We start from the raw sequence: 20,844 nt of genomic DNA, 5'->3' as shown, positions 1-20,844 counted from the left end.
GTCGGGTGTGGATGAGGGCCGTGACAGCGTGTGGCAGAAACCAAGGGCTGAATGGCAGTCTTGCCACAGCCTACCCGCATAGAATCGATCCGTCCACCTGCAAGAAGTGGCAGACGACAGGTTTCGATTTCTCCTTCGATAAGGCATCCCTATGAACCTGCAAATCGGTTTTCTGGTGTTTCCGAAAGTACAGCAACTCGATCTGACTGGCCCGCATGACGTGCTCGCATCGTTGCCGGGCGCCACGATGCATCTGGTCTGGAAGACGCGGGAGTCCGTGGTGTCGAGCAACGGGCTCGTGCTGACACCGAGCACGACCTACGAAAGCTGCCCGCCGCTCGACGTGATCTGTGTGCCGGGCGGAAGCGGCGTGACGGACCTGATGCAAGACGCGCAAACGATCGACTTCGTTCGCCGCCAGGCCGCCAGCGCGCGCTACGTGACGTCGGTCTGCACCGGCGCATTGCTGCTTGGCGCGGCCGGTTTGCTGCGCGGGCGACGCGCGACGACTCACTGGGCGTTCCACTCGTTGCTGGAACCGCTCGGCGCGATACCGACGCATGCGCGTGTGGTCCGCGACGGCAATCTGATTACGGGCGGCGGCGTGACGGCGGGCATCGACTTCGGCTTGACCGTGGCTGCCGAACTGGCGGGCGTCGAAGAGGCGCAGGCGATTCAGCTAGAACTCGAATATGCGCCAGCGCCGCCGTTCGACGCCGGCGATCCGGCGTTGGCGCCGCAAGCGGTGGTGGAACTGGTCCGGCGACGGTCGGCTGAAGGCTTGGCCGCGCGGCGCCGGGTAGTGATGGAGATCGTGCAGACGCAGGCTCGGTGATTGCGAGTCTTGCATGCGGGTGCGGGCATTCCATTAAACTGTGTGGCTCTACCCGTTTGCGCCAGCCGGATTGATGCGATGAAGCACTGCGAATTTGCCCGGGAGCCCTCCCGATGCGCGTAGGCAAGCCCGTCAAGGCCCTGCCGCAGCCGTCATGCGACTACTGCGGCAACCGCGCATTGCTCGCGCGTTACGGCGACGAGTCGTACCCGTATCGCAGCGATCAAGGGCCGCTGTGGATCTGCACTTCGTGTCAGGCGTGGATCGGCGTTTATTCGCGCAGCAAACATAACCTGCCGCTCGGCCGCCTCGCCGACGCGACGTTGCGCGAGGCGAAGAGCAAGCTGCACGATGCGCTTGAACCGCTCGTTGCCGGGAAGGTGCGCCGCGATGGCGTCAACGCGTTCGAAGCCCGCGCGAAAGCGATCCGGTGGGTCGCGACCGAGCTTGGTTTCGATCCGGTTCCGGCGAGTATTCACGCGTTCACGCCTGAGCAGTGCGAACAGGCGTTGCGTTATGTCGAGGCTTTTATCGAGGCTCGGCGCACGCGATAGCGCGATGCGGCCAGCCGACCAACTGCCCCAACAACGGGTTTATCACTCCGGCAGATAACCGTATAGCATTTCCTTCGTTGGCATCGCGCGCGCGGGCCGGTACATTCGTCGCAATGACCGCGCCATTAGGCGCCCGCTGAATAGTTTCGACGAAGAGAGTCCTGTGATGACTACCGGTGATGCTTTTGCCGCTGCCGCTCAATCCTTCGAGATCCGCGCATTCGATGCGCCGCTCGGCGCCGAAGTGGTCGGACTGGATCTCGGCCAGCCGCTCGGCGACGACGATTTCGCGCGAATTCACCGCGCGCATCTGGACTATCACGTCCTGGTGTTTCGCGACCAGCGCATCACGCCGGAGCAGCAGATCGCGTTCAGCCGCCGCTTCGGCCCGCTGCAGATTCACGTGCTGAATCAGTTCGGTCTGCCCGGCTATCCCGAGGTGCTGGTCGTCTCGAACGTGATCGAGAACGGCAAGCCGATCGGTCTCGGCGACGCCGGTCACTACTGGCACTCCGACCTGTCGTACAAGGACAAGCCGAGCCTCGGCTCGTTGCTGCACGCGCAGGAACTGCCGGCCGAGGGCGGCGATACGCTGTTCGCGAACATGCATCTGGCGTGGGACACGTTGCCCGCGCATCTGCGCAGCGCAGTCGAAGGACGCAGCGCGGAGCACACCTATCTGGCCAGGTACGCGGAATTGCAAAAACGCAGCCCGTGGCGGCCGAATCTGTCGGCCGAGCAGATCGCGCAGGTAAAGCCGGTCGTGCATCCGATCGTGCGCACGCATCCGGAGACGGGGCGCCGCGCGCTATTCGTCAGCGAGCACTTCACGACGCGCGTGATCGGTTTGCCGGAACACGACAGCAACGCTTTGCTCGACGAACTCTTCGCGCACAGCGTGCGGCCCGAGCATCTATACCGGCATCGATGGGCCCAGCACGACATGGTGTTCTGGGACAACCGCTCGGTGATGCATCTCGCCGCCGGCACACCCGATCATCTGCGCCGCAAGCTGTATCGCACGACGATCGAGGGCGACGTGCCGTTCTGAAGCGCGAAGTTTTCGATCGCAACGACACCCATCGCACCGCGCGCCGACTGGAGTTTCGATGCTGAGCCGATTTCGCCCGCTGTCGAAGGCCGAAGCCCACGAACGCGCGCTGCATTACCTCGACAAGGTCGGGCTTGCCGCGGTGATCGTGATCGGTCTGCTCGTCGAGCATCTTGTGTTCGATACGCTCGAACGCGTGACTGTGCGGCGCTGGGGCGTGCAGCAGTAACGCGTTGCGTCGGCGAAAATTTCCGGTTGCGTCCGTCGCTGGTGTGGACTACAAATTTAAGGTTACGCGCTGGCTCGATTCCTGGCGGGCCGGGTTTCCGTTCAGAACGACAGGGAGAGTGCCGTCATGGGAATGCGCCCCGATCCTACCTTTCATGCATCGCCGAAGCTCGCGATGGATGCGCCGGCGGAAGAATACGCGTACACGGTGCTGCTCAGTCCGGATTTCTCGCAGCCCGACGCGCTCGCCGTGATCGACGTGAAACCCGGTTCGCCGACCTATAGCCAGGTGGTCCACACGGTGCCGGTGCCGAACAAAGGCGACGAATTCCATCACTTCGGCTGGAACGCATGTTCGTCCGCGCTCTCGCCGTTGACGGGCCACGCGTTTCTGGAGCGACGCTATCTGATCATTCCGGGCATGCGCTCGTCGCGCATCTACATCGTCGATACGAAACCGCATCCGACTCAGGCGAAGATTCACAAGATCATCGAGCCGGAGGAAATCTTCCGCAAAACCGGCTATTCGCGTCCGCACACCGTGCATTGCGGACCGGAGGGCATCTACGTCAGCACGCTCGGCGGTGGCGGCAAAGACGGCACCGACGGGCCGCCCGGCATCTTCATCATCGACTGCCAAACATTCGAGGTGCTGGGCCGCTGGGAGATCGAGCGCGGTGCGCAGGAAAAGCATTACGACTTCTGGTGGAATCTGCCGCGCGATTACATGGTATCGACCGAATGGGCGCTGCCGCCGCAATTCGAAAACGGTATCGTGCCCGAAGATCTGCTCGCGAACAAATACGGCCACCGCGTGCACTTCTGGGATCTGCGCGGCAGGCGCAACGTGCAGACGCTCGACCTCGGCGCGAATCATCAGATGGCGCTCGAAGTGCGGCCCGCGCACGATCCGAGCCGCGAGTACGGCTTTATCGGCGTCGTGGTTGATACGACGAATCTGGAAGGGTCGATCTGGACCTGGTGGCGCGAAGGCGGCCACTTCCACATCGAAAAGACCGCGACCATTCCACCGGAGCCCGCGCATGCCGACGAATTGCCGCCGCTGCTGCAAGGTTTCGGCGCGGTGCCGCCGCTCGTCACCGACATCGATCTTTCGATCGACGATAAATTCCTCTACGTGTCGTGCTGGGGCACCGGCGAGATGCGCCAGTACGATGTGACCGAACCGCGCAAGCCGACATTGGCGGGTTCGGTGCGCATCGGTGGCATCGAACGTTGCACGCCGCATCCGAACGGCAAGCCTTTTACCGGCGGTCCGCAGATGGTCGAGATCAGCCGCGACGGCAAGCGCATTTACTGGACCAACTCGCTCTACTCGACGTGGGACGACCAGTTCTACCCAGATGGTGTGCCCGGCGTGCAAGTGATGGCGCATGCCGATTCTGATGGCGGTCTGAAGCTCGCCGAAGACTACTTCGTCGAGTTTCCCGCCGGCTATCGCGCGCACCAGATCCGCCTCGAAGGCGGCGACTGCTCGACCGATTCGTTCTGCTATCCGTCGGTGGGCGTTTGAGCGGCGCGGTGTCGCCGCAAGCGGCACTGTGGCTGGCCGTCGTCGCGAGCGGTGTGTATCACGGACTTAATCCGGCGATGGGGTGGCCCCTCGCGGTGTCGAACGCGCTGATGCAGCGGCGCTCGCAAGCGCTGCTGGTGGCGCTTCTTTATCTGGCGGCGGGACACGCGCTCGCCATACTGCTGATGATGCTGCCGTTCGCGATGCTCGCGAGCGTGCTCGCATGGCAGCGCCAGATGCAGATCGGCGCGAGCGTGCTCGTGATCGGCTTCGGTCTGGTGTTGCTGATGCGCCGGCGTCATCCGCGCGTGCTGGCGAGAATTCCGCCGTCGCGGCTCGCGCTATGGTCTTTTGCGGTGGCGATCGCGCACGGCGCTGGCTTGATGCTGGTGCCGATCTACCTCGGTCTGTGCCGCGCCGACGACATGGACAGCGCGCACAGAGCCGCCCAAGCGCTGATCGAAACGAGTCTGCGCATGGCGCTGTCGGTTTCCGCGGTGCATGCGGCTGCGATGACGATGGCCGGTGGCGTGCTCGCATGGCTCGTGTATCGCTACCTCGGGCTCAAGTTCGTGTCGCGCAGCTGGTTCAATCTCGATGCAGTGTGGGCGTCGAGTCTGATTCTGGTGGGGGGCGTGTCGCTGGCGTTGAATGCGGCGGCGGCGGGTTTTTCGGGGTGATCCGGACGCGGCCGATGCGGTCGTGGGCACAGCGTATGCTGGCCAGTCCAGGTGCAGGAACGCAATTGCGTGCGGGTCCTGATTTTTCCTGTCGTCACCTAAACCGGAGAAGATCATGCCGCTGAAGAAAGGTACATCGAAAGAGACCGTGTCGCACAACATCAAGACCGAGTCGAAGCATGGCAAGCCGCACAAGCAGGCTGTCGCGATCGCATTGAATCAGGCGCGCAAGTCGGGCGCGAAGATTCCGAAGAAGAGCGAAAAATAAGCTGCTTCAGCACGCGCGGTCGCACCCATGACCGACAGGCCGCCGAAAAAGCGCGCGCAGGGCGACGCGCAATCGGAGCAACCGGATGTCGACCCCGACCAGCATCCGGCGAAGCTCGACGATTGCCGCCGTTGCGCGCTCTGGCGCAACGCGACGCAGGCCGTACCCGGTGAAGGGCGGCGGCATGCGTCGATCGTGCTGGTCGGCGAGCAGCCCGGCGACATGGAAGATCTGCAGGGCAAGCCCTTTGTCGGGCCGGCCGGCGCGTTGCTCGACAAAGCGCTCGAAGAAGCGGGCGTCAAGCGTAACGACGTGTATGTGACGAATGCGGTCAAGCATTTCAAGTGGATTGCGCGCGGCAAGCGTCGCTTGCACAAAACGCCCGCGCAGCGCGAACTCGATGCGTGCAGCTATTGGCTCGAGCAGGAGCTCGGCATGCCGGATGTGCGCGTGGTCGTCGCACTGGGCGCGACCGCGTTGAAAGCGGTTCTCCACGATTCGCGCGCGCGCTTGCTGGACGCGTTCGACAAGACGCTCGAGCGCGGCGAGCAACACGTGGTCGCGACGTACCATCCGTCGTATGCGCTGCGCGCGCCGGACCCTGAAACGCGCCGCGAGGTGTACGAGCGAATCGTCGCCGCGCTGCGCACCGCACAGAAGCTGGCCCACGGCGGCAAGCGCTCAGGCTCAGGGTAACGCCGGCGCGCGTGTCGCTTGTAATCCGAGGTCTTTGATCAGTCGCTGGGCGTCGAAGGGTGCGCGCGCTTTCACATCGTTGTCGAAGTAGCAGTAGACGTCTCGCGCCGCTCGGCGAGCCGGCGCCAGTTGCGGCGCGATCAATCGCGCGTCGGCCGGCTGCGAGCCGCTGCGCCATGCATCGAGTCGCTCGGCCCATCGTTGCAAAGCTTCGTCCCGGTATGAACCTGAGTATTTGGCTTCGCTGCCGTGCAGGCGGATATAGATGAAGTCGGCCGTCAGATCTTCGGCGACCGGCCACGGTTCGGTGGAATCGGAAACGACGAGCGCGACGCCGTATTGCCGAAGCAGGCTCACGAACGCCGGATCGACAAAGCTCGCGTGACGCACTTCGACCGCGTGGCGCAACACACGCTTGCGATCGATCTCGACGTAAGGCGTCTTCACGCGCTGATCGTGTTGCTTCGCGAGCGCCGATGCGCTCGCGGTGTCGGGCGGCAACACGCGCAGAAAGCGCTCCATCGCCGCGGGCTCGAAGCGCAGGGACGGCGGAAATTGCCACAGGATCGGACCGAGCTTTTCGTTCAACGCGAGTAGCCCCTGCGCGAAGAAGTTCGCGATGCCAACCCGGGCCCTTGCATCGCGAAACCGCAGCATATGCGTCAGATAACGCGCGCCTTTGATGCCAAACACGAAGCCATCGGGCGTTTGCGCATACCAGCGCTGCCAGCTATCGAGCGATTGAAGGCTGTAATGCGTGCCGTTGATTTCGATCGTGCCAAATAGCGCTGACGCATACTGTAATTCGGCTGCCTGCTTGAGATCCTCGGGGTAAAAGCTACCGCGCCATCCTTGATAGCGCCAGCCGGAAATACCGATACGCACATCGCCGCTTTTCTTCATTTGCGCGTCCACTCCGGTGGAATGGGATTCTTGTCGTGCGCCGACCTCAGCGTGTTCTGCGACGCGACGGATCGCGGCGTCATTGAATACGCGCGATTTCCTTCGCGACCGAGGCCGGGCTGTCGAAATTGTGATCGGGCAGACGGTCGACCAGATCGATGATGTCGGTATTCGCGTTATTCTTGCGCGCCTGCTCGACGAGCTTTTCTCGCGTGGTCGGGTATTTGACACCATCGAGTGCTTTTTCGACGTCAGCGGGATGCGGTTGACCGGGGTGACGATGATCCTGGGAATGAGCGGGGTGCTGTGACATGATTCCTCCTTGGATGAGTACATCACGACTGCGCGCCTACGGGTTCATGCCGCATATGTCGTGCCTCGCCGCGTTCGGCGAAGTGCCGATCGCCTGCGGGCGCTTTTTTCAGCGGTAACGCGTGCGAAACGATCTGCGAATCAAGGACAACGAAACACAAGGCGCGATGAGGAACGCGGCTTGCGCGCAGCCTCACACCGTAGCGCCGCTGACACCTGACCTTGCAAGGAGGCCGTCATGAGCACGATGCTCGCCTATCGCATTCACAGCTTCGGCGGCCCCGAGGTGTTTAAGGCCGAGAAGATCGATATCCCCGAGCCTGGCGCCGGCGAAGTGCTGGTGCGCGTGCGCGCGGCCGGCGCCAATCCGGTTGACCTGAAGACGCGTTCGGGCCAGTACCCGTTGATTCGCGAAGACCAACTGCCCTATACGCTGGGGCGCGATTTTTCCGGTGTGGTCGAACGGGTCGGCCCGGGCGTCGCGCAATGGCGCGCGGGCGAGCAGGTGTATGGCTTTGTTGGCCATGGGCAGGGCGCTTACGCGGAATTCGTCGTCGTGCCCGCGAGCGCGCTAGCGCGTGCGCCGCAAAAGCTCGATGCGGTGAGCGCGGGCGCCGTGCCGCTCGCCGCGTTGACCGCATGGCAAGGCCTCTTCGATCACGGCTGCCTCGAAGCGGGCGGCCGCGTGCTGATTCATGCAGGCGCGGGCGGGGTGGGACATTTCGCCGTGCAGTTCGCGAAGCAGAAGGACGCGGAAGTATTCGCGACGGCGTCCGGTGACGGCATCGAGTTCGTGCGCTCGCTCGGCGCGGATCGGGTGATCGACTATCACGCGCAGCGTTTCGAAGATGTCGCGCGCGACATGGACCTGGTGTTCGATCTGATCGGCGGCGATACGCAGCGCCGCTCGTGGTCGGCCGTCGCGCCGGGCGGCGCGCTGATCTCGACGCTCATCGAGCCGTCGCAGACCGAGGCGTCGAACCGCGGCGCACGGGCAGCGCGGTATACCGCGCGACCCGATGGCCGGCAATTGACGGAGATCGCGTCGTTGATCGACACGGGCAGCGTGCGCGTCGTCGTCGCCGAACGGTTCGCGTTCGATGCGACGGCCAAGGCGCTGGAACGGCTCGCGAAAGGCCACCTGCGCGGCAAGATCGCGGTGCAAGTCGCGTCGTAGTAAGAGAGCGCGTTGTGCGCTAGCCCGGATTCGCGTCGTCGCTCGCACTGCGCAGCGGCGCGCGGCTCTGATCGTTGTTCAGATGCACGAACTTTCTTAGCAGCCTTAATAGCTGTTGCGCGTCCTCGTCTCCCATGCCGTCGAGCAAACCGTGATTGAGCGCGTTGACGCCGGGGATCAGTTCATCAAGCAACTGCTCTCCAGCCGGCGTCAGCAATAGACGACGCTGACGGCGCGGCAGAACTTCGCGCACGATCCAGCCTTTCGCTTCTAGCCGGACCGCGATATCGGCGGTGGTCGACGTGTCGAGGCCGACCCGTTGCGCGAGCGTGACCTGATCGAGGCCGGGCAATTCCTGCAGCATTCTGAGCACCGCATACTGCACGGGCGTCACCTCACGCCCGACCAGATCATGAAACATGGATACGGAAATCTGATGCGCGCGTCGGATCAGATGGCCGGGCTGGTCGTATAGATCGAGGCTGATCGCGCAAGTGCTGGTATCGGTTGAAGTGACCATATGTTCTGAGAACCGCGCGCCCCTTTCGCAACGAATGGAAATGACAGGCGGCTGTCGTGTTATCCGATTGAAAGTTCGTCCAGGGGAAAACCTTATTTAATCATCAAAGCCGCATTGAGTACACTGAATCTCAATAAGTGTACGGAATGAATACGCGGAAATAAACCCGGAGAAAGACGGACATGTTCCCCAAGAATGCGTGGTACGTCGCATGTATGCCCGATGAAGTGGCGGACAAGCCGCTGGGCCGGCAGATCTGCGGCGAGCCGATGGTTTTCTATCGCAATGCCGAAGGCGCCGTGGTGGCGCTCGAAGACTTCTGTCCGCATCGCGGCGCGCCGCTGTCGCTCGGTTTCGTGCGCGAGGGCACGCTGGTGTGTGGCTATCACGGCCTCGAAATGGGCTGTCAGGGTAAGGCGACCGGCATGCCGGGGCAACGCGTGAACGGCTTTCCGTCGATCCGCAGCTATCCGGTCATCGAGCGTTACGGCTTTGTCTGGGTGTGGCCCGGCGATGCGGCGCAGGCCGATGCGGCCAAACTGCATCATCTGGAGTGGGCGGAGAGCGCCGAATGGGCGTACGGCGGCGGCCTTTATCACATTGGCTGCGACTACCGGCTGATGATCGACAACCTGATGGATCTGACGCACGAGACCTATGTGCACGCGAACAGCATCGGACAAAAGGAAATCGACGAAGCCGCGCCGAAAACGGTTGCCGAAGGGGATGCCGTGCGCACCAGCCGTTTCATGGAAAACGTCGCGGCGCCGCCGTTCTGGCAGATGGCATTGCGCGGCAATGGTCTCGCCGACGACGTGCCCGTCGACCGTTGGCAGGTCTGCCACTTCACGCCGCCGAGTCATGTGCTGATCGAGGTCGGCGTCGCGCATGCCGGACATGGCGGCTATCACGCGCCGGCCGACAAAAAGGCGTCGTCGATCGTGGTGGATTTCATCACGCCGGAAACTGAAACGTCGATCTGGTATTTCTGGGGCATGGCGCGCAATTTCCGGCCCGACGATGCCGCGCTGACCGCAAGCATCCGTGAAGGGCAGGGGAAGATCTTCAGCGAAGATCTGCAGATGCTCGAACGTCAGCAGCAGAACCTGCTGCGCTGACCCGAACGCAATCTGTTGAAACTCAATATCGATGCGGGCGGTGTGATGTCGCGTCGCGTGATCGATCGTCTTGTCGCGCAGGAACGCGGGCAGACGGGCGTGCCGCAGGCTGAAGCGACACGCGTCATTCCGGTGCGGACGGCAACATGAATGATCCCGTGCTGAATGTGGTGGTCGCGCGCCGCCGCGACGAAGCGCCCGGTATCGCGAGCTTCGAACTGGCGAGCGAAAACGGTCAGGCGTTGCCCGCTTTCGACGCCGGCTCGCACGTCGACGTGCATTTGCCCAATGGGCTCGTGCGTCAGTACTCGTTGTGCAACGACCCGCGCGATACGCATCGCTACCTGATCGCGGTGGTGCGTGACGAAGCGGGGCGCGGCGGATCGAAAGCGGTGCATGATCTGGTCCGCGAAGGCGATCGCCTGCGGATCAGCGCGCCGCGCAATCATTTCGCGCTCGCCGACGATGCAGCACATCATCTGCTGCTCGCGGGCGGGATCGGCGTCACGCCGATTCTTTGCATGGCGGAGCGGCTTGCCGCCACCGGCACTTCGTTCGACATGCACTATTGCACGCGCTCGAAGGAACGCACTGCATTCGTCGAGCGTCTCGCGCGGGCTGGTTTTGCGAAGTCGGTCCAGCTTCATCACGACGACCATCCGGGCGGCTCGACGTTCGATATCGAGCAGACGTTGAGCCATGCGCCGGCCGGCACGCATCTGTATGTGTGCGGCCCGCGCGGCTTCATGGACTTCGTGCTCGCGACCGCGCGCGCCAAGGGCTGGCCGGAACACAGGCTGCACTACGAGTTCTTCGGCGCGGCCGCGAATCAGGCGGCGACGGGCGGCAGCTTCCAGGTGCGCATCGCGAGTAGCGGCGCGACGATCGACGTGCCGCCGCAATGCACGGTCGTGCAGGCGCTGGCCGCGCATGGCATCGAAGTCATCACGTCGTGCGAGCAGGGCGTGTGCGGCACCTGTCTGACGCGGGTGCTGAGCGGCGAGCCGGATCACCAGGATTCCTATCTGACCGACGAGGAACGCGCGGCGAACGATCAGTTCCTGCCGTGCTGCTCGCGCGCGAAATCGCCGCTGCTGGTGCTGGATCTGTGATCTTTTTGCGGACGACGGGACTGTTGCCCGTCGTACCGCTTATTTATTGCGCTTTTCCCTCAGAATCCGACGAACCTACCGTGCGCACACTCAACGCCGGATCGTGCGCAATCGCTTCTTCGGAGAACGGAATAATCGTCCAGCGTTGGGCGGCGTAATCGCGTGTGCCGTCGGCATAGTGCGGCGACGCCGGATCGTCCGATTCGGATGGCGCGAGCAGCGTGCGTGCGATCACCCAATCGCCGGCGAACGACGCGATCTGAAGATACGTGTCGCCCATTGGCTTGACGTTCATCGAATAGCCGCTCGCATCAAATGGATGGGCGGCACACGCCGCGGTGAAATAGCCGCCCGCGTCGCAACCCCCGTATAGCGGAATGCGTTCGTGGTCGCGTTGCACATAGAGCGCCGCACCGCGCGGCGCATCGATAGCGATGCCGGCGCGTTGCAGTGCCGCGAGCGCGTCATGCAGCGCGGCGGCGAGCTTCGCCGGATCGGCGGCGATGCCCGCGGGCGTGGTCAACGGCTTCGCGCGGTCGAATGGCACCGCATAGAGTTGCGCGGGCGGAATCGTCAGCAGCCGCCGCCAGAGTTCGTCCCACAACGTTGCACCCACTGCGCCCGCCGCGGCCGTATCGTCCCATGCGGCGAGTACCTGGCACGCGGAGCGCTGTTGGTCGGCGTTCGGATCGGCCGGCAGGGCCGCCAGCGCGTCGCTACCGCACAGACGGTCGAGCACGGGCTGCTTGAATAGCAACGCCGACATCGAGCGGCTGTCGAGCGCGGCGCGGCCGAGCGCATCGGCGCTCACGCCCTGCGGATCGTTCTGCAATTGCGCGGCAATCGTATGGCCGAGCCGTGTGCGCAGCGACTGCGGCGTGCCGGTCGGACCGATGATCTTCGCGTAGCCGGTCATCGGTTCGGCCGGGTTGCTGAGCCAGTAACTGTCGTTGAAATTGCCGACATAGTCGCGCCGAAGCAGCGACGGCATCTGCGCGACCGGCAACGCACGATGCTGTACCGCTCCCGGCTCGTCGCGCCAGTCGCAGTCGCTGCGCGAACCGTCAAGGACCGGCACGCCGGGCATGGCCTGCGCCAGTGCCTTGCCGACTGGCGGCGTGCAGCGCTGCGCGAGTTCGTCGGGCACGTCAGGAATCGCGCCGATATCCGCGTACCAGACGCGCGGATCGTCGCGGCCGATTGCGAGCGTGTTGACCCACGGCATACCCGCGTTCTTCTTCTGGATGCGGATGAAATCGTCGAGCGAAGTCGCCTGATTCCATTCGAGGAAGTTTTCCAACACGCGGAAGTTATCGTCGTTGATATCGCGCAGCGCGAACGCCTGCTGCGCACTCCACGCTAGCGCGGGCGACATCGCGCCGAGGTTGACGAGCGGCCCGAAGCGCGAGCGGTACAGCGTGCGTGACACCGTATGCAGCGAACCGTCGGGCGCGCGCACTTCGACGTTCACGCGCGTCGGCGTCATCGCTTCGCTGTTGCCGTCGACCTGATACCGGGTCGGCGCGCCAGGCACGAGCGTCAGCTTGAACAGGCCGAAGCGCTTCGCGGTGGACACGGTATGCGTCCATGCGACGTTGTCGTTGAAGCCGATCATGATCACTGGCACGCCGAGAAACGACACGCCGCTGACGTTCAGCTTGCCGGGAATAGTGAGTTGAGCCTGGTAGAAGCGATCTGGGCCGGTCCAGAACCAGTGCGGATTGCCGAGCAGCAGCGCGCTGCCCGTGTGCGTCGCGTCCGCGCCGAACGCGAGTGCGTTGCTGCCGATGCCCGCATGGCCGCCGAATTCGGCGAGCGGTGGGTCGACGGGGGCGTCGTCGTGCAACGCGCTTTGCGGCGGCACCGGCATCGCCTGGGGCGGTTGCGCGGTCGCGATCGCGTTGATGAAGCGCGCCTCGCCACCGGCCAGATTCGCCGCGATCTGACGCCGGTACAAGTCCGCGTTGCTGATCTTGCCGAGCCACGGCGCCGCGCGGCAGGCCGCATGCGCGCCCGGGAAATCGCCATGCGCGAGATCGGCGAGGTAGCGGTTATAGCCGGCGACGAAGCCGTCGATCAACGCACGCATGTCGTCGGTCTGACTCTTGCGGAAGCGCGCGACGGTGGCATCGTCGACGATGAAACGGAAGAAGAAATCCGAATTGAGATTGTCGGGCTGGCCGAACGTCGCGGCGAGCGTGGGCCGCGCGTCGGCGCCGAAGAAGCGCGAGCGTTCGCCGCGATAGGTGACGAAGCTTTCGGCCATCGTGCACAGATTGTCTTGCGCCTGCGCGTAGCCGTATCCGTAGCCGAGGCTGCCCCAGTTGTCGGCGTTGATGTGCGGAATGCCGAGCGCGGTGCGGCGGATGTCGGCTCGATACGGGCCGGTGTGCGCGACATTGTCCGCATCGGGGCTCGCGCAGCTTTGCAGAGCGGCGGCAACGGGCAGCGCGATCAGCAGGGCGGCGAGGCAGCGGAGCGGGGAGACGTTCGAACGCATGGCTTTTTTGGTTGGGCGGACGTTGAGCGATGACGAGCGTGCGAAGAAGATTGTGAATCATCGCCGTTTAGGCGTGCTCTGATTTCTTTCGAACCGTCAGTTAGCTATTAATATCGTGTGGCTAGAAGCAGTGGTGCTGCATTCCGGTCATAGGTCATTGACGAACGTTGAATCTAAAGCGAGAAGCGATACCGTGCCTAATGAAATTTTTGTCTGCAAGATCAAGACATCGCTGTCGGTTCCCGCCAGGCTGATTATCGTCACCCTGACTGTGATTCTCGCGCTGGCGGCGCTCGGCTATCGAACCGCGGTCAAGCAAATGACAGAAGCCACTTTTCATGATCAGAGATCGGATGACGGGAAATACATCGCCCGGTATGCATACCCGCCCCGCGACCGCATTGCCTTGAGGCTCTACCGGACTGCTACGAAGGAGTTGCTTGCCGAGCGAGTCTATCGATATCCCGAGCGAATCAGGCTTTTATGGACCGACGACTATCTGATATATGACACATCGGCGGCGAGCGAGGATGGAGAAATCGAGCTACCGCCGTCATGGTGGGACCGTGTCAAGGCAAAACTACCCTGAAGAATGTTCACAGTCGACGAGCGCAAGAAGCCTTGTCGAAAGCGCTGGGCGCCGGCAATGGCACGACACGTTTTTCAGAACTGCGCGACCGGACGTGCGAGAGGGGCTAGCCGAGTGAAGCCCGCTGGGCGGCGGGCTTCGGGCGAATCTTTTGGTGCTGACGCAGCGACTATTTCCACCGGAGATGGCTAGTCGCCAACTTTTCGCTGACCGCGCTTCATGCTCCATCGGAAAACCAGCACGACTGCGGCGAACCCTAGCACGATAGCGGCCGACGACATGAAGAACGCCAAGTCGGATTCCTGATATGCCGTCGTGACCCCGTACATGCGAACCGCCCATTTCCATATCGGATTCGAAAAGTTCAACGGCGCTTCTGGATACATCATCCACCACAGCGCATTGACAACGATTGCGAACAGTAAGTTCAAGCCGACCGAGAGGCAGATGAGGAATTTTTTCATCTCACAATCACTTCACCGTACGCTTCAAGTTCCGATCCAGGCACGGATACTTTCGGCGTGTTGGTAAATATAGAACGTATATGATGCCAGTCTGCGAGTTGGTCGATAGTTATGCAGCCCTCGCTTTTCCCCAATCGTCCCTTAGGATGCAATCGGAATCGGCCACGAATGATGCCGTCGCATAAGAGTTTGTCATCGTCAATATCGCCGTCGATAGCGTACAGCGCGAACCATTCGCTCTTGTTATTGCCATTCAGATTAAGCCGATCTTTCCACCGGCCGAGAGCGCCTCCGGACCTTCTATCAAAAATGTAATACCTGCCCACGGGGATGGCACCATACGTCGGCGTGCACATTCCCGCCGCTTTATTGATATAACTCCCTTGTCCAGAGTATGCGGGAAACGATAGGGCGCCAATCCAAGATTCGCTCATTGGCTTGCCATTCAATTCGAACGCGCATTGAAACATCAGTCCTCCAGATCGACCGATAACAGTGAACGAATAGATAATCAAGTTGTGCCGAGCGCGCATTTTAAAGGCCATTTATTTTGAGAAGACCAATATCAAAATAAAGTCTTGCGGCAGTAATCCACGCCTATGCAACGACTGGTTTACGCATTCCCATAACCGAGCGAATGCACCCTTCTGCTGACATGCCGCAGTCAGCGCGAACCTCCCCCCGCACCCGCGCCATACGCGGCCTGATTTTTGCTGACCTGCTTGGGCGTCGCTTCGTTCGCAGGGGACGACGCGTGTTGAAAGCTCATCACTATCAGCGGGGTCCTCGGTGACAGCAGCGGCAGCATCCGGAACGTCAAGGCGGCGCGTCACGCGCGGCAGCGTCACGTGGTTACCAGCGCTGGCCATCGCTTCCGCGCACGCCGCCCACGCGAACCCGGTGGCGCCGCTGAACTACTTCCTGCACGCGGCCGGCCCAGCGGCCCGTCCGACGCTGTACCTCGGCTGGGTATTCACCGCGATCGTGACGCTGGTCACGCTGATCGTCGCCGGCCTGTTGATCGGCGCGATGGTCCGCAAGCGTCCCGCGGCGCAACCGGATGCGCTGAGCGCCGAGCCCGGCGGCATACGCTGGGTGTTCATCGGCACCGCCGTGTCGTCGGTCGTGCTGCTGGCGATGCTGATCTATGCGCTGATCACGCTCGAATCGGTGGCGTCGCCCGCGTCGCATCCGCAATTGACGATCACCGTGACCGCTTACGACTGGTGGTGGCGAGCCGATTACAGCGGCGACCCGAATCCGGCCCGCAACTTCAGCACGGCGAACGAGATTCATATTCCGGTCGGTGAGCCGGTGAAGATCCAGCTCAAAAGCGCGGACGTCGTGCACGCTTTCTGGGTACCGCAACTCGCGGGCAAGACGCAGACGATTCCCGGGCAAACCAACGAGCAGTGGATTCAGGCGGACCGTCCAGGCATTTATCGCGGGCAATGCTCGCAGTTCTGCGGCGCGCAGCACGCGCATATGGCATTCGAAGTGATCGCGCAGGACGCCGCCGCGTTCAACGCCTGGCGCGACGCGCAGGGACGCGCGGCCAGCCCGCCCCCGACAGACGCAGCGGTCGCGGCCGGCCGGCATCTGTTCGAAGAGCGCTGCGCGGGTTGCCACACGATTCGCGGCACCAAGGCCACCGGTCTGCAGGCGCCCGATCTGACACATCTCGGCTCGCGTCGCATGATCGCGGCGGGCGCGCTGAGCAATACGCCCGACCATCTGCTCGACTGGATCGAGCACGCGCAGCAGATCAAACCCGATGCATTGATGCCCAGTATCGCGCTGACCACCAGCGAGGCCGCCGCGTTGTCGGCGTATCTCGCGACGCTGCATTGAAGCGCACAGCACTCGAGGAACCCGTTCAATGTCCGATCATCCCGCTTCCGCTTCGCTACCCGCGCTGACCCGCACGCCGCGGCGCGGCCGTGTCGAGCCCGGCAGCGAGCAGGAAAAGCGGCTGCGCGAAATCTGGGAGTCGCGGCCCGGCTGGCGCGGCTGGTTCTCGACGGTCGATCACAAGGCGATCGGCCTGCGCTACCTGGTGACCGCGTTCATCTTTCTGCTGATGGGCGGCGTCGAAGCGCTGATCATGCGCGTTCAACTGGCGCGTCCCAACGCAACCGTGCTGACGCCCGAACAGTACAACCAACTGTTCACGATGCACGGACTGACGATGATCTTTCTGTACGCGCTGCCTGTTCTGTCCGGCTTCTCGAACTATCTATGGCCGCTCGTGCTAGGCGCCCGAGATATGGCTTTTCCGCGCCTGAACGCGCTGTCGTACTGGGTGTTCCTGTTCGCCGGCATCTTCCTGTATGCGGGTTTTCCGACGGGCCAGGCGCCGGACGCCGGCTGGTTCAACTACGTGCCGCTGTCCGGCCTCGAGTACAGCAGTGGCCCGAATATCGACGTGTACGCGCTCGGCATGGTGCTGCTCGGCATCTCGACGACGGTCGGCGCGATGAACTTCGTCGTCACGCTGCTGAGGATGCGCGCGCCGGGCATGTCGCTCGATCGTGTGCCGGTGCTCGTGTGGGGCACGCTGACCGCGTCCGGGGGCAATCTGCTGGCGGTGCCGTCGGTGAGCCTCGCGTTTCTGATGCTGTGGATGGACCGCCGCATCGGTACGCATTTCTTTGACGTGCTCAATAGCGGGCGCCCCCTGCTATGGCAGCACCTGTTCTGGATTTTCGCGCACCCGTGGGTCTATGTGGTCGTGTTGCCGGCCATGGGCATCGTGTCGGATGCGTTGCCGGTCTTTTGCCGCCGGCCGCTGGTCGGTTACGGGCCGGTCGCGTTGGCGACGGTCGCGACGATGGTGATCGGCTTTGCCGTGTGGATTCACCACATGTTCGCGACCGGTATCCCCGCGCTCGCGCTGTCGTTCTTCGGCTCGGCCAGCATGGTCATCGCGGTGCCGAGCGCGGTCGCGACGTTCGCCTGGATTGCGACGATCTGGACCGGCCGACCCGTGTATCGCGTGCCGTTCCTGTTTTTCGCGGGCTTCGTGCTGCTGTTCGTGATCGGCGGCGTCTCGGGCGTGATGACGGCCGCGGTGCCGTTCGACTGGCAACTCACCGACACGTACTTCGTCGTCGCGCATCTGCACTACGTGCTGCTTGGCATCAACGTGTTTCCGGTGATCGGCGGTATCTACTTCTGGTTCCCAAAATTCACCGGTCGGATGACCAACGAACGGCTCGGCAAGCTCGCGTTCTGGGTGCTCTTCATCGGCTTCAACATCGCGTTCTTCCCGATGCACATCGCGGGGCTGCTCGGCATGCCGCGCCGTATGTACACGTATCCCGCCGACATGGGCTGGAACACGGTGAATCTCGTCACGTCGCTCGGTTCGTTCCTGTTCGCCGCCGGCGTGCTGCTGTTTCTGATCGATATCGCGGTGAGCCTGAAACGCGGCAAGCTCGCCAGCAACAATCCGTGGGATGCGCCGACGCTCGAATGGTCGATCAGCTCGCCACCGCCGCCGTATAACTTCGCGGTGGTGCCGACGCTCGCGAGCCGGCATCCGTTGTGGGAGGGCCGAATCGACAAGCCGGGCGTCGCGGATCAGACGCGCTCGCAACTCGACGAAGGCTATTTGCTCGCGCAAGGTCGCGAAGCGCTGGGTACGACCGCTCTCGAGGCGAGTCCCGACGTGATCCTGAAGATGCCGGAAGACTCGTACGCGCCGTTCTGGCTCGCGGTCTTCGCCGCGCTGCTGTTCGTGGGGCTCGCGTTGACCGCCTGGGCTTTCGTGGGTGCGATGCTGGCCGGCTGCGCAGTGTCGATCATCGTGTGGCTGTGGCCCGAGCGCGCGCTGCTCCAGCGCGAGCCGGTCGCGGTCGAGGATGCGGGAGGCTGACATGAGCGATGCGCTGGATCTGAATCGCTCGTCGAGAGAACCGGACGAGACCGCGCGTGCGTTGCCGGTTGGCAGCGCGGGCGAGCGATCGAGCGGCTGGTGGGGCTGCTTCACGCTGATCACGACCGAAGGCGCGCTGTTCGGTTATCTGATCTTCTCGTATCTGTATCTGGCGTCGCAGAGCCAGCAGCATTGGCCGTCCGAGGGGTTGCCGAAGCTCGGGCTCGGCGGTGCGAACACGGTCATTCTGCTATCGAGCAGCGTGTTCGTCTGGTTCTGCGAGCGCTGCGTGCGTCGGCGGCGGTTGCGGCTGGGTGTCGCGTCGATGGCGGTTGGCATCGTGCTGGGGTGCATCTTCATGGTCATCCAGTTGCGCGAATGGCGCAACCATCCGTATGGCCTGACCTCGCATCTGTATGGCTCGTTGTACTTCACGATTACCGGCTTTCATATGGCGCACGTGCTGGTCGGGATCGTCGTGCTGACGCTGTTGCTGATCTGGACCGCGCTCGGCTATTTCGGCGACAAGCGCTGCGCGGCGCTGTCGATCGGCGGGCTGTATTGGCACTTCGTCGACGTCGTGTGGCTGTTCATTTTCAGCACGCTTTATCTGACGCCCTATCTGTTCCGGGAGTGGTCATGATGACGGTGCCCAGGGACTCCCGCATCTCGATGCCTTACGTGCTGATCGGCTTGCTCGCGGCGCCGTTCGCGTGGCTGTTGCAGACGTTGGTCGCGGAGACGCTCGCCGCGCAGGCCTGCTATCCGTACAACCATCCGCTCGGCGCGCCGCTCGTGCCGTGGATGCGTGCTGCGATGGTCGCGCTCGGCACGCTGTGTCTGGTCGCGGGCGTATTCGGCACGTGGGTCGCGTGGCGCAATCTTCGCCGTGTCGCGCCGCTGAAGCTGGGTACGCTGAACGGCGAGCGCCGCACGCGTGCCGAACTCGACTGGTTCCTGACGCACGTCGCAGTGATGTGCAGCGCGCTGTTTCTGTTCGCATTGATCGCGACGGATGTCGCGGTCGCGATCGTGTCGCCGTGCAGGTGGTGGTGATGAAGCACAACGTTTTCAACCCGGCCAGCTTCGTCATCGCGGCCGCATGCGCGCTGACGATAGCGGCGACGGCAAACGCCGCCGCCGCGGGCGACGCCACCGCGAACGCCGCGAGCGCATCCACGGACGCCGCGCAGGTGGCGCGCGGCGCGTACCTCGCCAAAGCCGCCGATTGCGCGGGTTGCCACACAGCCGCGCCTCGCGTCTCGCATCCGGGCGCGGCGCCGGTCGCTACGCCCGCCGTTTGCCGGCGGCCTCGGCATGGGTTCACCGTTTGGCACGATCTATACGTCGAACATCACGCCGGACCCGCAATACGGCATCGGCCGCTACAGCTATGACGATTTCGCGCGCGCGTTGCGCGAAGGCATCGCGCCCGGTGGCAAGCGGCTTTATCCGGCGATGCCGTACCCGTCGTTCGCGAAGATCACCGACGACGACATGCACGCACTCTACGCGTACTTCATGCACGGCGTGCAACCGGTCGCGGCGCCCGCCCCACAAACGCGCTTGCCGTTTCCATTCAACCAGCGCTGGGTATTGATGTTCTGGGACTGGGCATTCGCGCCGAAAAGCCAGTTCAAGGCCGATGCGAAACGCGATGCGCAATGGAATCGCGGCGCGTATCTGGTGCAATCGCTCGGCCATTGCGGCGCCTGCCACACGCCGCGCGGACCGGCGTACGAAGAGCGCGGCTACGACGAGTCGGCATCGGCCTATCTGACGGGAGGCACCAACGATTACTGGTTCGCGCCGAACCTGAGCGCCGATCCGGGCTCGGGGCTCGGCCGCAGTTCCGCGACCGACATCGTCGACTTCCTTCGAAACGGCCACGGCGGCGGACTCATCCCGTTCGGCAGCATGGTGCAGGTCGTCGAAGACAGCACGCAGTACCTGAGCGACGACGATCTCGCGGCGATCGCCGCGTATCTGAAGAGCCTGCCGCCGCATGCGCCAGGCGGCTTTTTCAATGCGCGCTCCAGCGCCGCGCTGCAAACGGTGCAGGCGCTGAAAACCGGGGATGTGGAAAGACCCGGCGCGGGCATTTACGCGTCATATTGCGCGCGCTGTCATCAGATGGATGGGGCGGGGGTGCCGCAAAAGTATCCGCGCCTCGCGGGCAACCCCGCGGTGCTGTCGGCGTCGAGCGTGTCACTGGTGCGCCTGCTGGTCGAAGGCGGGGGCAGTCCGCATACCGGGTCGGGACCGGAGCCGCGCAAGATGCCGTCTTTCGCCGGCAAGCTGACGGATACAGAAATGGCGCGCGTGCTCACGTTTGTTCGAAATACATGGGGAAATACGGCCGGACCGGTGACGCGAAACGACGTGTCGAGCGTGCGCGGCGCATTGCACAAGTGAAGGCCCACGCG

20 protein-coding genes and 3 pseudogenes are annotated in these 20,844 nt (G+C 63.4%); 17 read left to right on the top strand and 6 right to left on the bottom strand.

Annotated features, from left to right (window positions below; translation table 11 throughout):
* The first annotated feature begins 151 nt into the window (after positions 1-151).
* From OKW43_RS03200 to OKW43_RS03165, 8 genes and pseudogenes are all read left to right on the top strand, one after another.
* Positions 152-835: a DJ-1/PfpI family protein gene (locus OKW43_RS03200; RefSeq protein WP_429445195.1), complete on the top strand. Its 684-nt coding sequence runs from the start codon at positions 152-154 to the stop codon at positions 833-835.
* A gap of 113 nt (positions 836-948) precedes the next feature.
* Entirely contained in the window at positions 949-1,389 is a 441-nt protein-coding gene (locus OKW43_RS03195; protein ID WP_429445193.1) for a zinc-finger-containing protein, read from the top strand.
* Positions 1,390-1,555: 166 nt separating this feature from the next.
* Entirely contained in the window at positions 1,556-2,440 is an 885-nt protein-coding gene (locus tag OKW43_RS03190) for a TauD/TfdA dioxygenase family protein (protein WP_429445191.1), read from the top strand.
* Positions 2,441-2,555: 115 nt separating this feature from the next.
* Positions 2,556-2,669 (top strand): annotated as a pseudogene (locus tag OKW43_RS03185) (ABC transporter permease); the annotation flags it as partial.
* 126 nt (positions 2,670-2,795) lie between these two features.
* The gene (locus tag OKW43_RS03180; protein WP_429445189.1) at positions 2,796-4,202 is read left to right on the top strand and encodes a selenium-binding protein SBP56-related protein; all 1,407 of its coding nucleotides are present in this window, start codon (positions 2,796-2,798) and stop codon (positions 4,200-4,202) included.
* 8 nt (positions 4,203-4,210) lie between these two features.
* Positions 4,211-4,882, top strand: a complete 672-nt coding sequence (locus OKW43_RS03175) for a hypothetical protein (protein ID WP_312892494.1) — start codon at positions 4,211-4,213, stop codon at positions 4,880-4,882.
* Positions 4,883-4,997: 115 nt separating this feature from the next.
* Entirely contained in the window at positions 4,998-5,150 is a 153-nt protein-coding gene (locus OKW43_RS03170; RefSeq protein WP_018437257.1) for a DUF6496 domain-containing protein, read from the top strand.
* Between the two features lie 27 nt (positions 5,151-5,177).
* Positions 5,178-5,846, top strand: a complete 669-nt coding sequence (locus tag OKW43_RS03165) for a UdgX family uracil-DNA binding protein (protein ID WP_187633277.1) — start codon at positions 5,178-5,180, stop codon at positions 5,844-5,846.
* On the opposite strand, the gene OKW43_RS03160 is transcribed toward OKW43_RS03165, so the two are convergent.
* Both OKW43_RS03160 and OKW43_RS03155 read right to left on the bottom strand, forming a co-directional pair.
* Positions 5,838-6,749: a DUF72 domain-containing protein gene (locus OKW43_RS03160; RefSeq protein WP_187633276.1), complete on the bottom strand. Its 912-nt coding sequence runs from the start codon at positions 6,747-6,749 to the stop codon at positions 5,838-5,840. The genes OKW43_RS03165 and OKW43_RS03160 overlap by 9 nt on opposite strands.
* A 79-nt stretch (positions 6,750-6,828) precedes the next feature.
* Positions 6,829-7,062, bottom strand: a complete 234-nt coding sequence (locus OKW43_RS03155) for a DUF2795 domain-containing protein (RefSeq protein WP_187633275.1) — start codon at positions 7,060-7,062, stop codon at positions 6,829-6,831.
* A 237-nt stretch (positions 7,063-7,299) separates the two neighbouring features.
* Between OKW43_RS03155 and OKW43_RS03150 the strand changes: the two genes are divergently transcribed.
* Entirely contained in the window at positions 7,300-8,238 is a 939-nt protein-coding gene (locus OKW43_RS03150) for an NADP-dependent oxidoreductase (RefSeq protein WP_187633274.1), read from the top strand.
* Positions 8,239-8,257: 19 nt separating this feature from the next.
* Here OKW43_RS03150 and OKW43_RS03145 read toward each other — a convergent pair whose 3' ends face one another.
* On the bottom strand, positions 8,258-8,758 hold the full coding sequence (locus tag OKW43_RS03145; protein ID WP_187633273.1) for a MarR family winged helix-turn-helix transcriptional regulator: 501 nt from the start codon (positions 8,756-8,758) through the stop codon (positions 8,258-8,260).
* A 182-nt stretch (positions 8,759-8,940) separates the two neighbouring features.
* Between OKW43_RS03145 and OKW43_RS03140 the strand changes: the two are divergent.
* Together OKW43_RS03140 and OKW43_RS03135 are read left to right on the top strand one after the other, a co-directional pair.
* Positions 8,941-10,026, top strand: a pseudogene (locus OKW43_RS03140) (Rieske 2Fe-2S domain-containing protein).
* On the top strand, positions 10,023-10,988 hold the full coding sequence (locus tag OKW43_RS03135) for a PDR/VanB family oxidoreductase (protein ID WP_429445185.1): 966 nt from the start codon (positions 10,023-10,025) through the stop codon (positions 10,986-10,988). The pseudogene OKW43_RS03140 and the gene OKW43_RS03135 overlap by 4 nt, the downstream one beginning before the upstream one ends.
* 43 nt (positions 10,989-11,031) lie before the next feature.
* Here OKW43_RS03135 and OKW43_RS03130 read toward each other — a convergent pair whose 3' ends face one another.
* A complete protein-coding gene (locus OKW43_RS03130) occupies positions 11,032-13,488 on the bottom strand; it encodes a penicillin acylase family protein (protein WP_429445183.1) in 2,457 nt (818 codons plus the stop codon).
* 193 nt (positions 13,489-13,681) lie between these two features.
* Here OKW43_RS03130 and OKW43_RS03125 point away from each other — a divergent pair, with 193 nt between their 5' ends.
* Entirely contained in the window at positions 13,682-14,077 is a 396-nt protein-coding gene (locus OKW43_RS03125; protein ID WP_429445181.1) for a hypothetical protein, read from the top strand.
* A gap of 188 nt (positions 14,078-14,265) precedes the next feature.
* Here OKW43_RS03125 and OKW43_RS03120 read toward each other — a convergent pair whose 3' ends face one another.
* Positions 14,266-14,541, bottom strand: coding sequence for a hypothetical protein (locus tag OKW43_RS03120; protein ID WP_187633268.1), 276 nt, complete (start codon positions 14,539-14,541; stop codon positions 14,266-14,268).
* A complete protein-coding gene (locus tag OKW43_RS03115; protein ID WP_429447312.1) occupies positions 14,538-14,975 on the bottom strand; it encodes a DUF2778 domain-containing protein in 438 nt (145 codons plus the stop codon). Before OKW43_RS03115 ends, OKW43_RS03120 begins: the two co-directional genes overlap by 4 nt.
* Before the next feature lie 427 nt (positions 14,976-15,402).
* Between OKW43_RS03115 and coxB the strand changes: the two genes are divergently transcribed.
* The 5 genes and pseudogenes from coxB (at position 15,403) to OKW43_RS03090 (ending at position 20,833) form a co-directional block, all read left to right on the top strand.
* Positions 15,403-16,392 carry a cytochrome c oxidase subunit II gene (gene coxB, locus OKW43_RS03110; protein WP_429447310.1) on the top strand — a complete coding sequence of 330 codons (990 nt, stop codon included), beginning with the start codon at positions 15,403-15,405 and terminating at the stop codon, positions 16,390-16,392.
* Positions 16,393-16,420: 28 nt separating this feature from the next.
* Complete coding sequence (gene ctaD / locus OKW43_RS03105; RefSeq protein WP_429445179.1) at positions 16,421-18,418, top strand: cytochrome c oxidase subunit I; 1,998 nt, start codon at positions 16,421-16,423, stop codon at positions 18,416-18,418.
* A 1-nt stretch (position 18,419) separates the two neighbouring features.
* The gene (locus tag OKW43_RS03100) at positions 18,420-19,061 is read left to right on the top strand and encodes a cytochrome c oxidase subunit 3 (protein WP_429445176.1); all 642 of its coding nucleotides are present in this window, start codon (positions 18,420-18,422) and stop codon (positions 19,059-19,061) included.
* Positions 19,058-19,474 (top strand): hypothetical protein, encoded by a 417-nt coding sequence (locus OKW43_RS03095; RefSeq protein WP_187633265.1) that lies wholly within the window; start codon positions 19,058-19,060, stop codon positions 19,472-19,474. The genes OKW43_RS03100 and OKW43_RS03095 overlap by 4 nt, the downstream gene beginning before the upstream one ends.
* Positions 19,459-20,833, top strand: a pseudogene (locus OKW43_RS03090) (c-type cytochrome). Before OKW43_RS03095 ends, OKW43_RS03090 begins: the two are co-directional and overlap by 16 nt.
* Positions 20,834-20,844 lie beyond the last annotated feature (11 nt).

This window comes from Paraburkholderia sp. WC7.3g, assembly GCF_050436345.1.
Lineage (GTDB): Bacteria > Pseudomonadota > Gammaproteobacteria > Burkholderiales > Burkholderiaceae > Paraburkholderia > Paraburkholderia podalyriae.
This window is presented reverse-complemented; position numbering and strand designations above follow the sequence as displayed.

Coding starts and splice junctions, on each gene's coding strand:
- OKW43_RS03155 (WP_187633275.1), bottom strand. CDS start 7,062: ATGTCACAGCACCCCGCTCATTCCCAGGATCATCGTCACCCCGGTCAA.
- OKW43_RS03180 (WP_429445189.1), top strand. CDS start 2,796: ATGGGAATGCGCCCCGATCCTACCTTTCATGCATCGCCGAAGCTCGCG.
- OKW43_RS03190 (WP_429445191.1), top strand. CDS start 1,556: ATGACTACCGGTGATGCTTTTGCCGCTGCCGCTCAATCCTTCGAGATC.
- OKW43_RS03130 (WP_429445183.1), bottom strand. CDS start 13,488: ATGCGTTCGAACGTCTCCCCGCTCCGCTGCCTCGCCGCCCTGCTGATC.
- OKW43_RS03135 (WP_429445185.1), top strand. CDS start 10,023: ATGAATGATCCCGTGCTGAATGTGGTGGTCGCGCGCCGCCGCGACGAA.
- ctaD (WP_429445179.1), top strand. CDS start 16,421: ATGTCCGATCATCCCGCTTCCGCTTCGCTACCCGCGCTGACCCGCACG.
- OKW43_RS03160 (WP_187633276.1), bottom strand. CDS start 6,749: ATGAAGAAAAGCGGCGATGTGCGTATCGGTATTTCCGGCTGGCGCTAT.
- OKW43_RS03195 (WP_429445193.1), top strand. CDS start 949: ATGCGCGTAGGCAAGCCCGTCAAGGCCCTGCCGCAGCCGTCATGCGAC.
- OKW43_RS03170 (WP_018437257.1), top strand. CDS start 4,998: ATGCCGCTGAAGAAAGGTACATCGAAAGAGACCGTGTCGCACAACATC.
- OKW43_RS03145 (WP_187633273.1), bottom strand. CDS start 8,758: ATGGTCACTTCAACCGATACCAGCACTTGCGCGATCAGCCTCGATCTA.
- OKW43_RS03200 (WP_429445195.1), top strand. CDS start 152: ATGAACCTGCAAATCGGTTTTCTGGTGTTTCCGAAAGTACAGCAACTC.
- OKW43_RS03095 (WP_187633265.1), top strand. CDS start 19,058: ATGATGACGGTGCCCAGGGACTCCCGCATCTCGATGCCTTACGTGCTG.
- OKW43_RS03115 (WP_429447312.1), bottom strand. CDS start 14,975: ATGAGCGAATCTTGGATTGGCGCCCTATCGTTTCCCGCATACTCTGGA.
- OKW43_RS03100 (WP_429445176.1), top strand. CDS start 18,420: ATGAGCGATGCGCTGGATCTGAATCGCTCGTCGAGAGAACCGGACGAG.
- OKW43_RS03165 (WP_187633277.1), top strand. CDS start 5,178: ATGACCGACAGGCCGCCGAAAAAGCGCGCGCAGGGCGACGCGCAATCG.
- OKW43_RS03120 (WP_187633268.1), bottom strand. CDS start 14,541: ATGAAAAAATTCCTCATCTGCCTCTCGGTCGGCTTGAACTTACTGTTC.
- OKW43_RS03150 (WP_187633274.1), top strand. CDS start 7,300: ATGAGCACGATGCTCGCCTATCGCATTCACAGCTTCGGCGGCCCCGAG.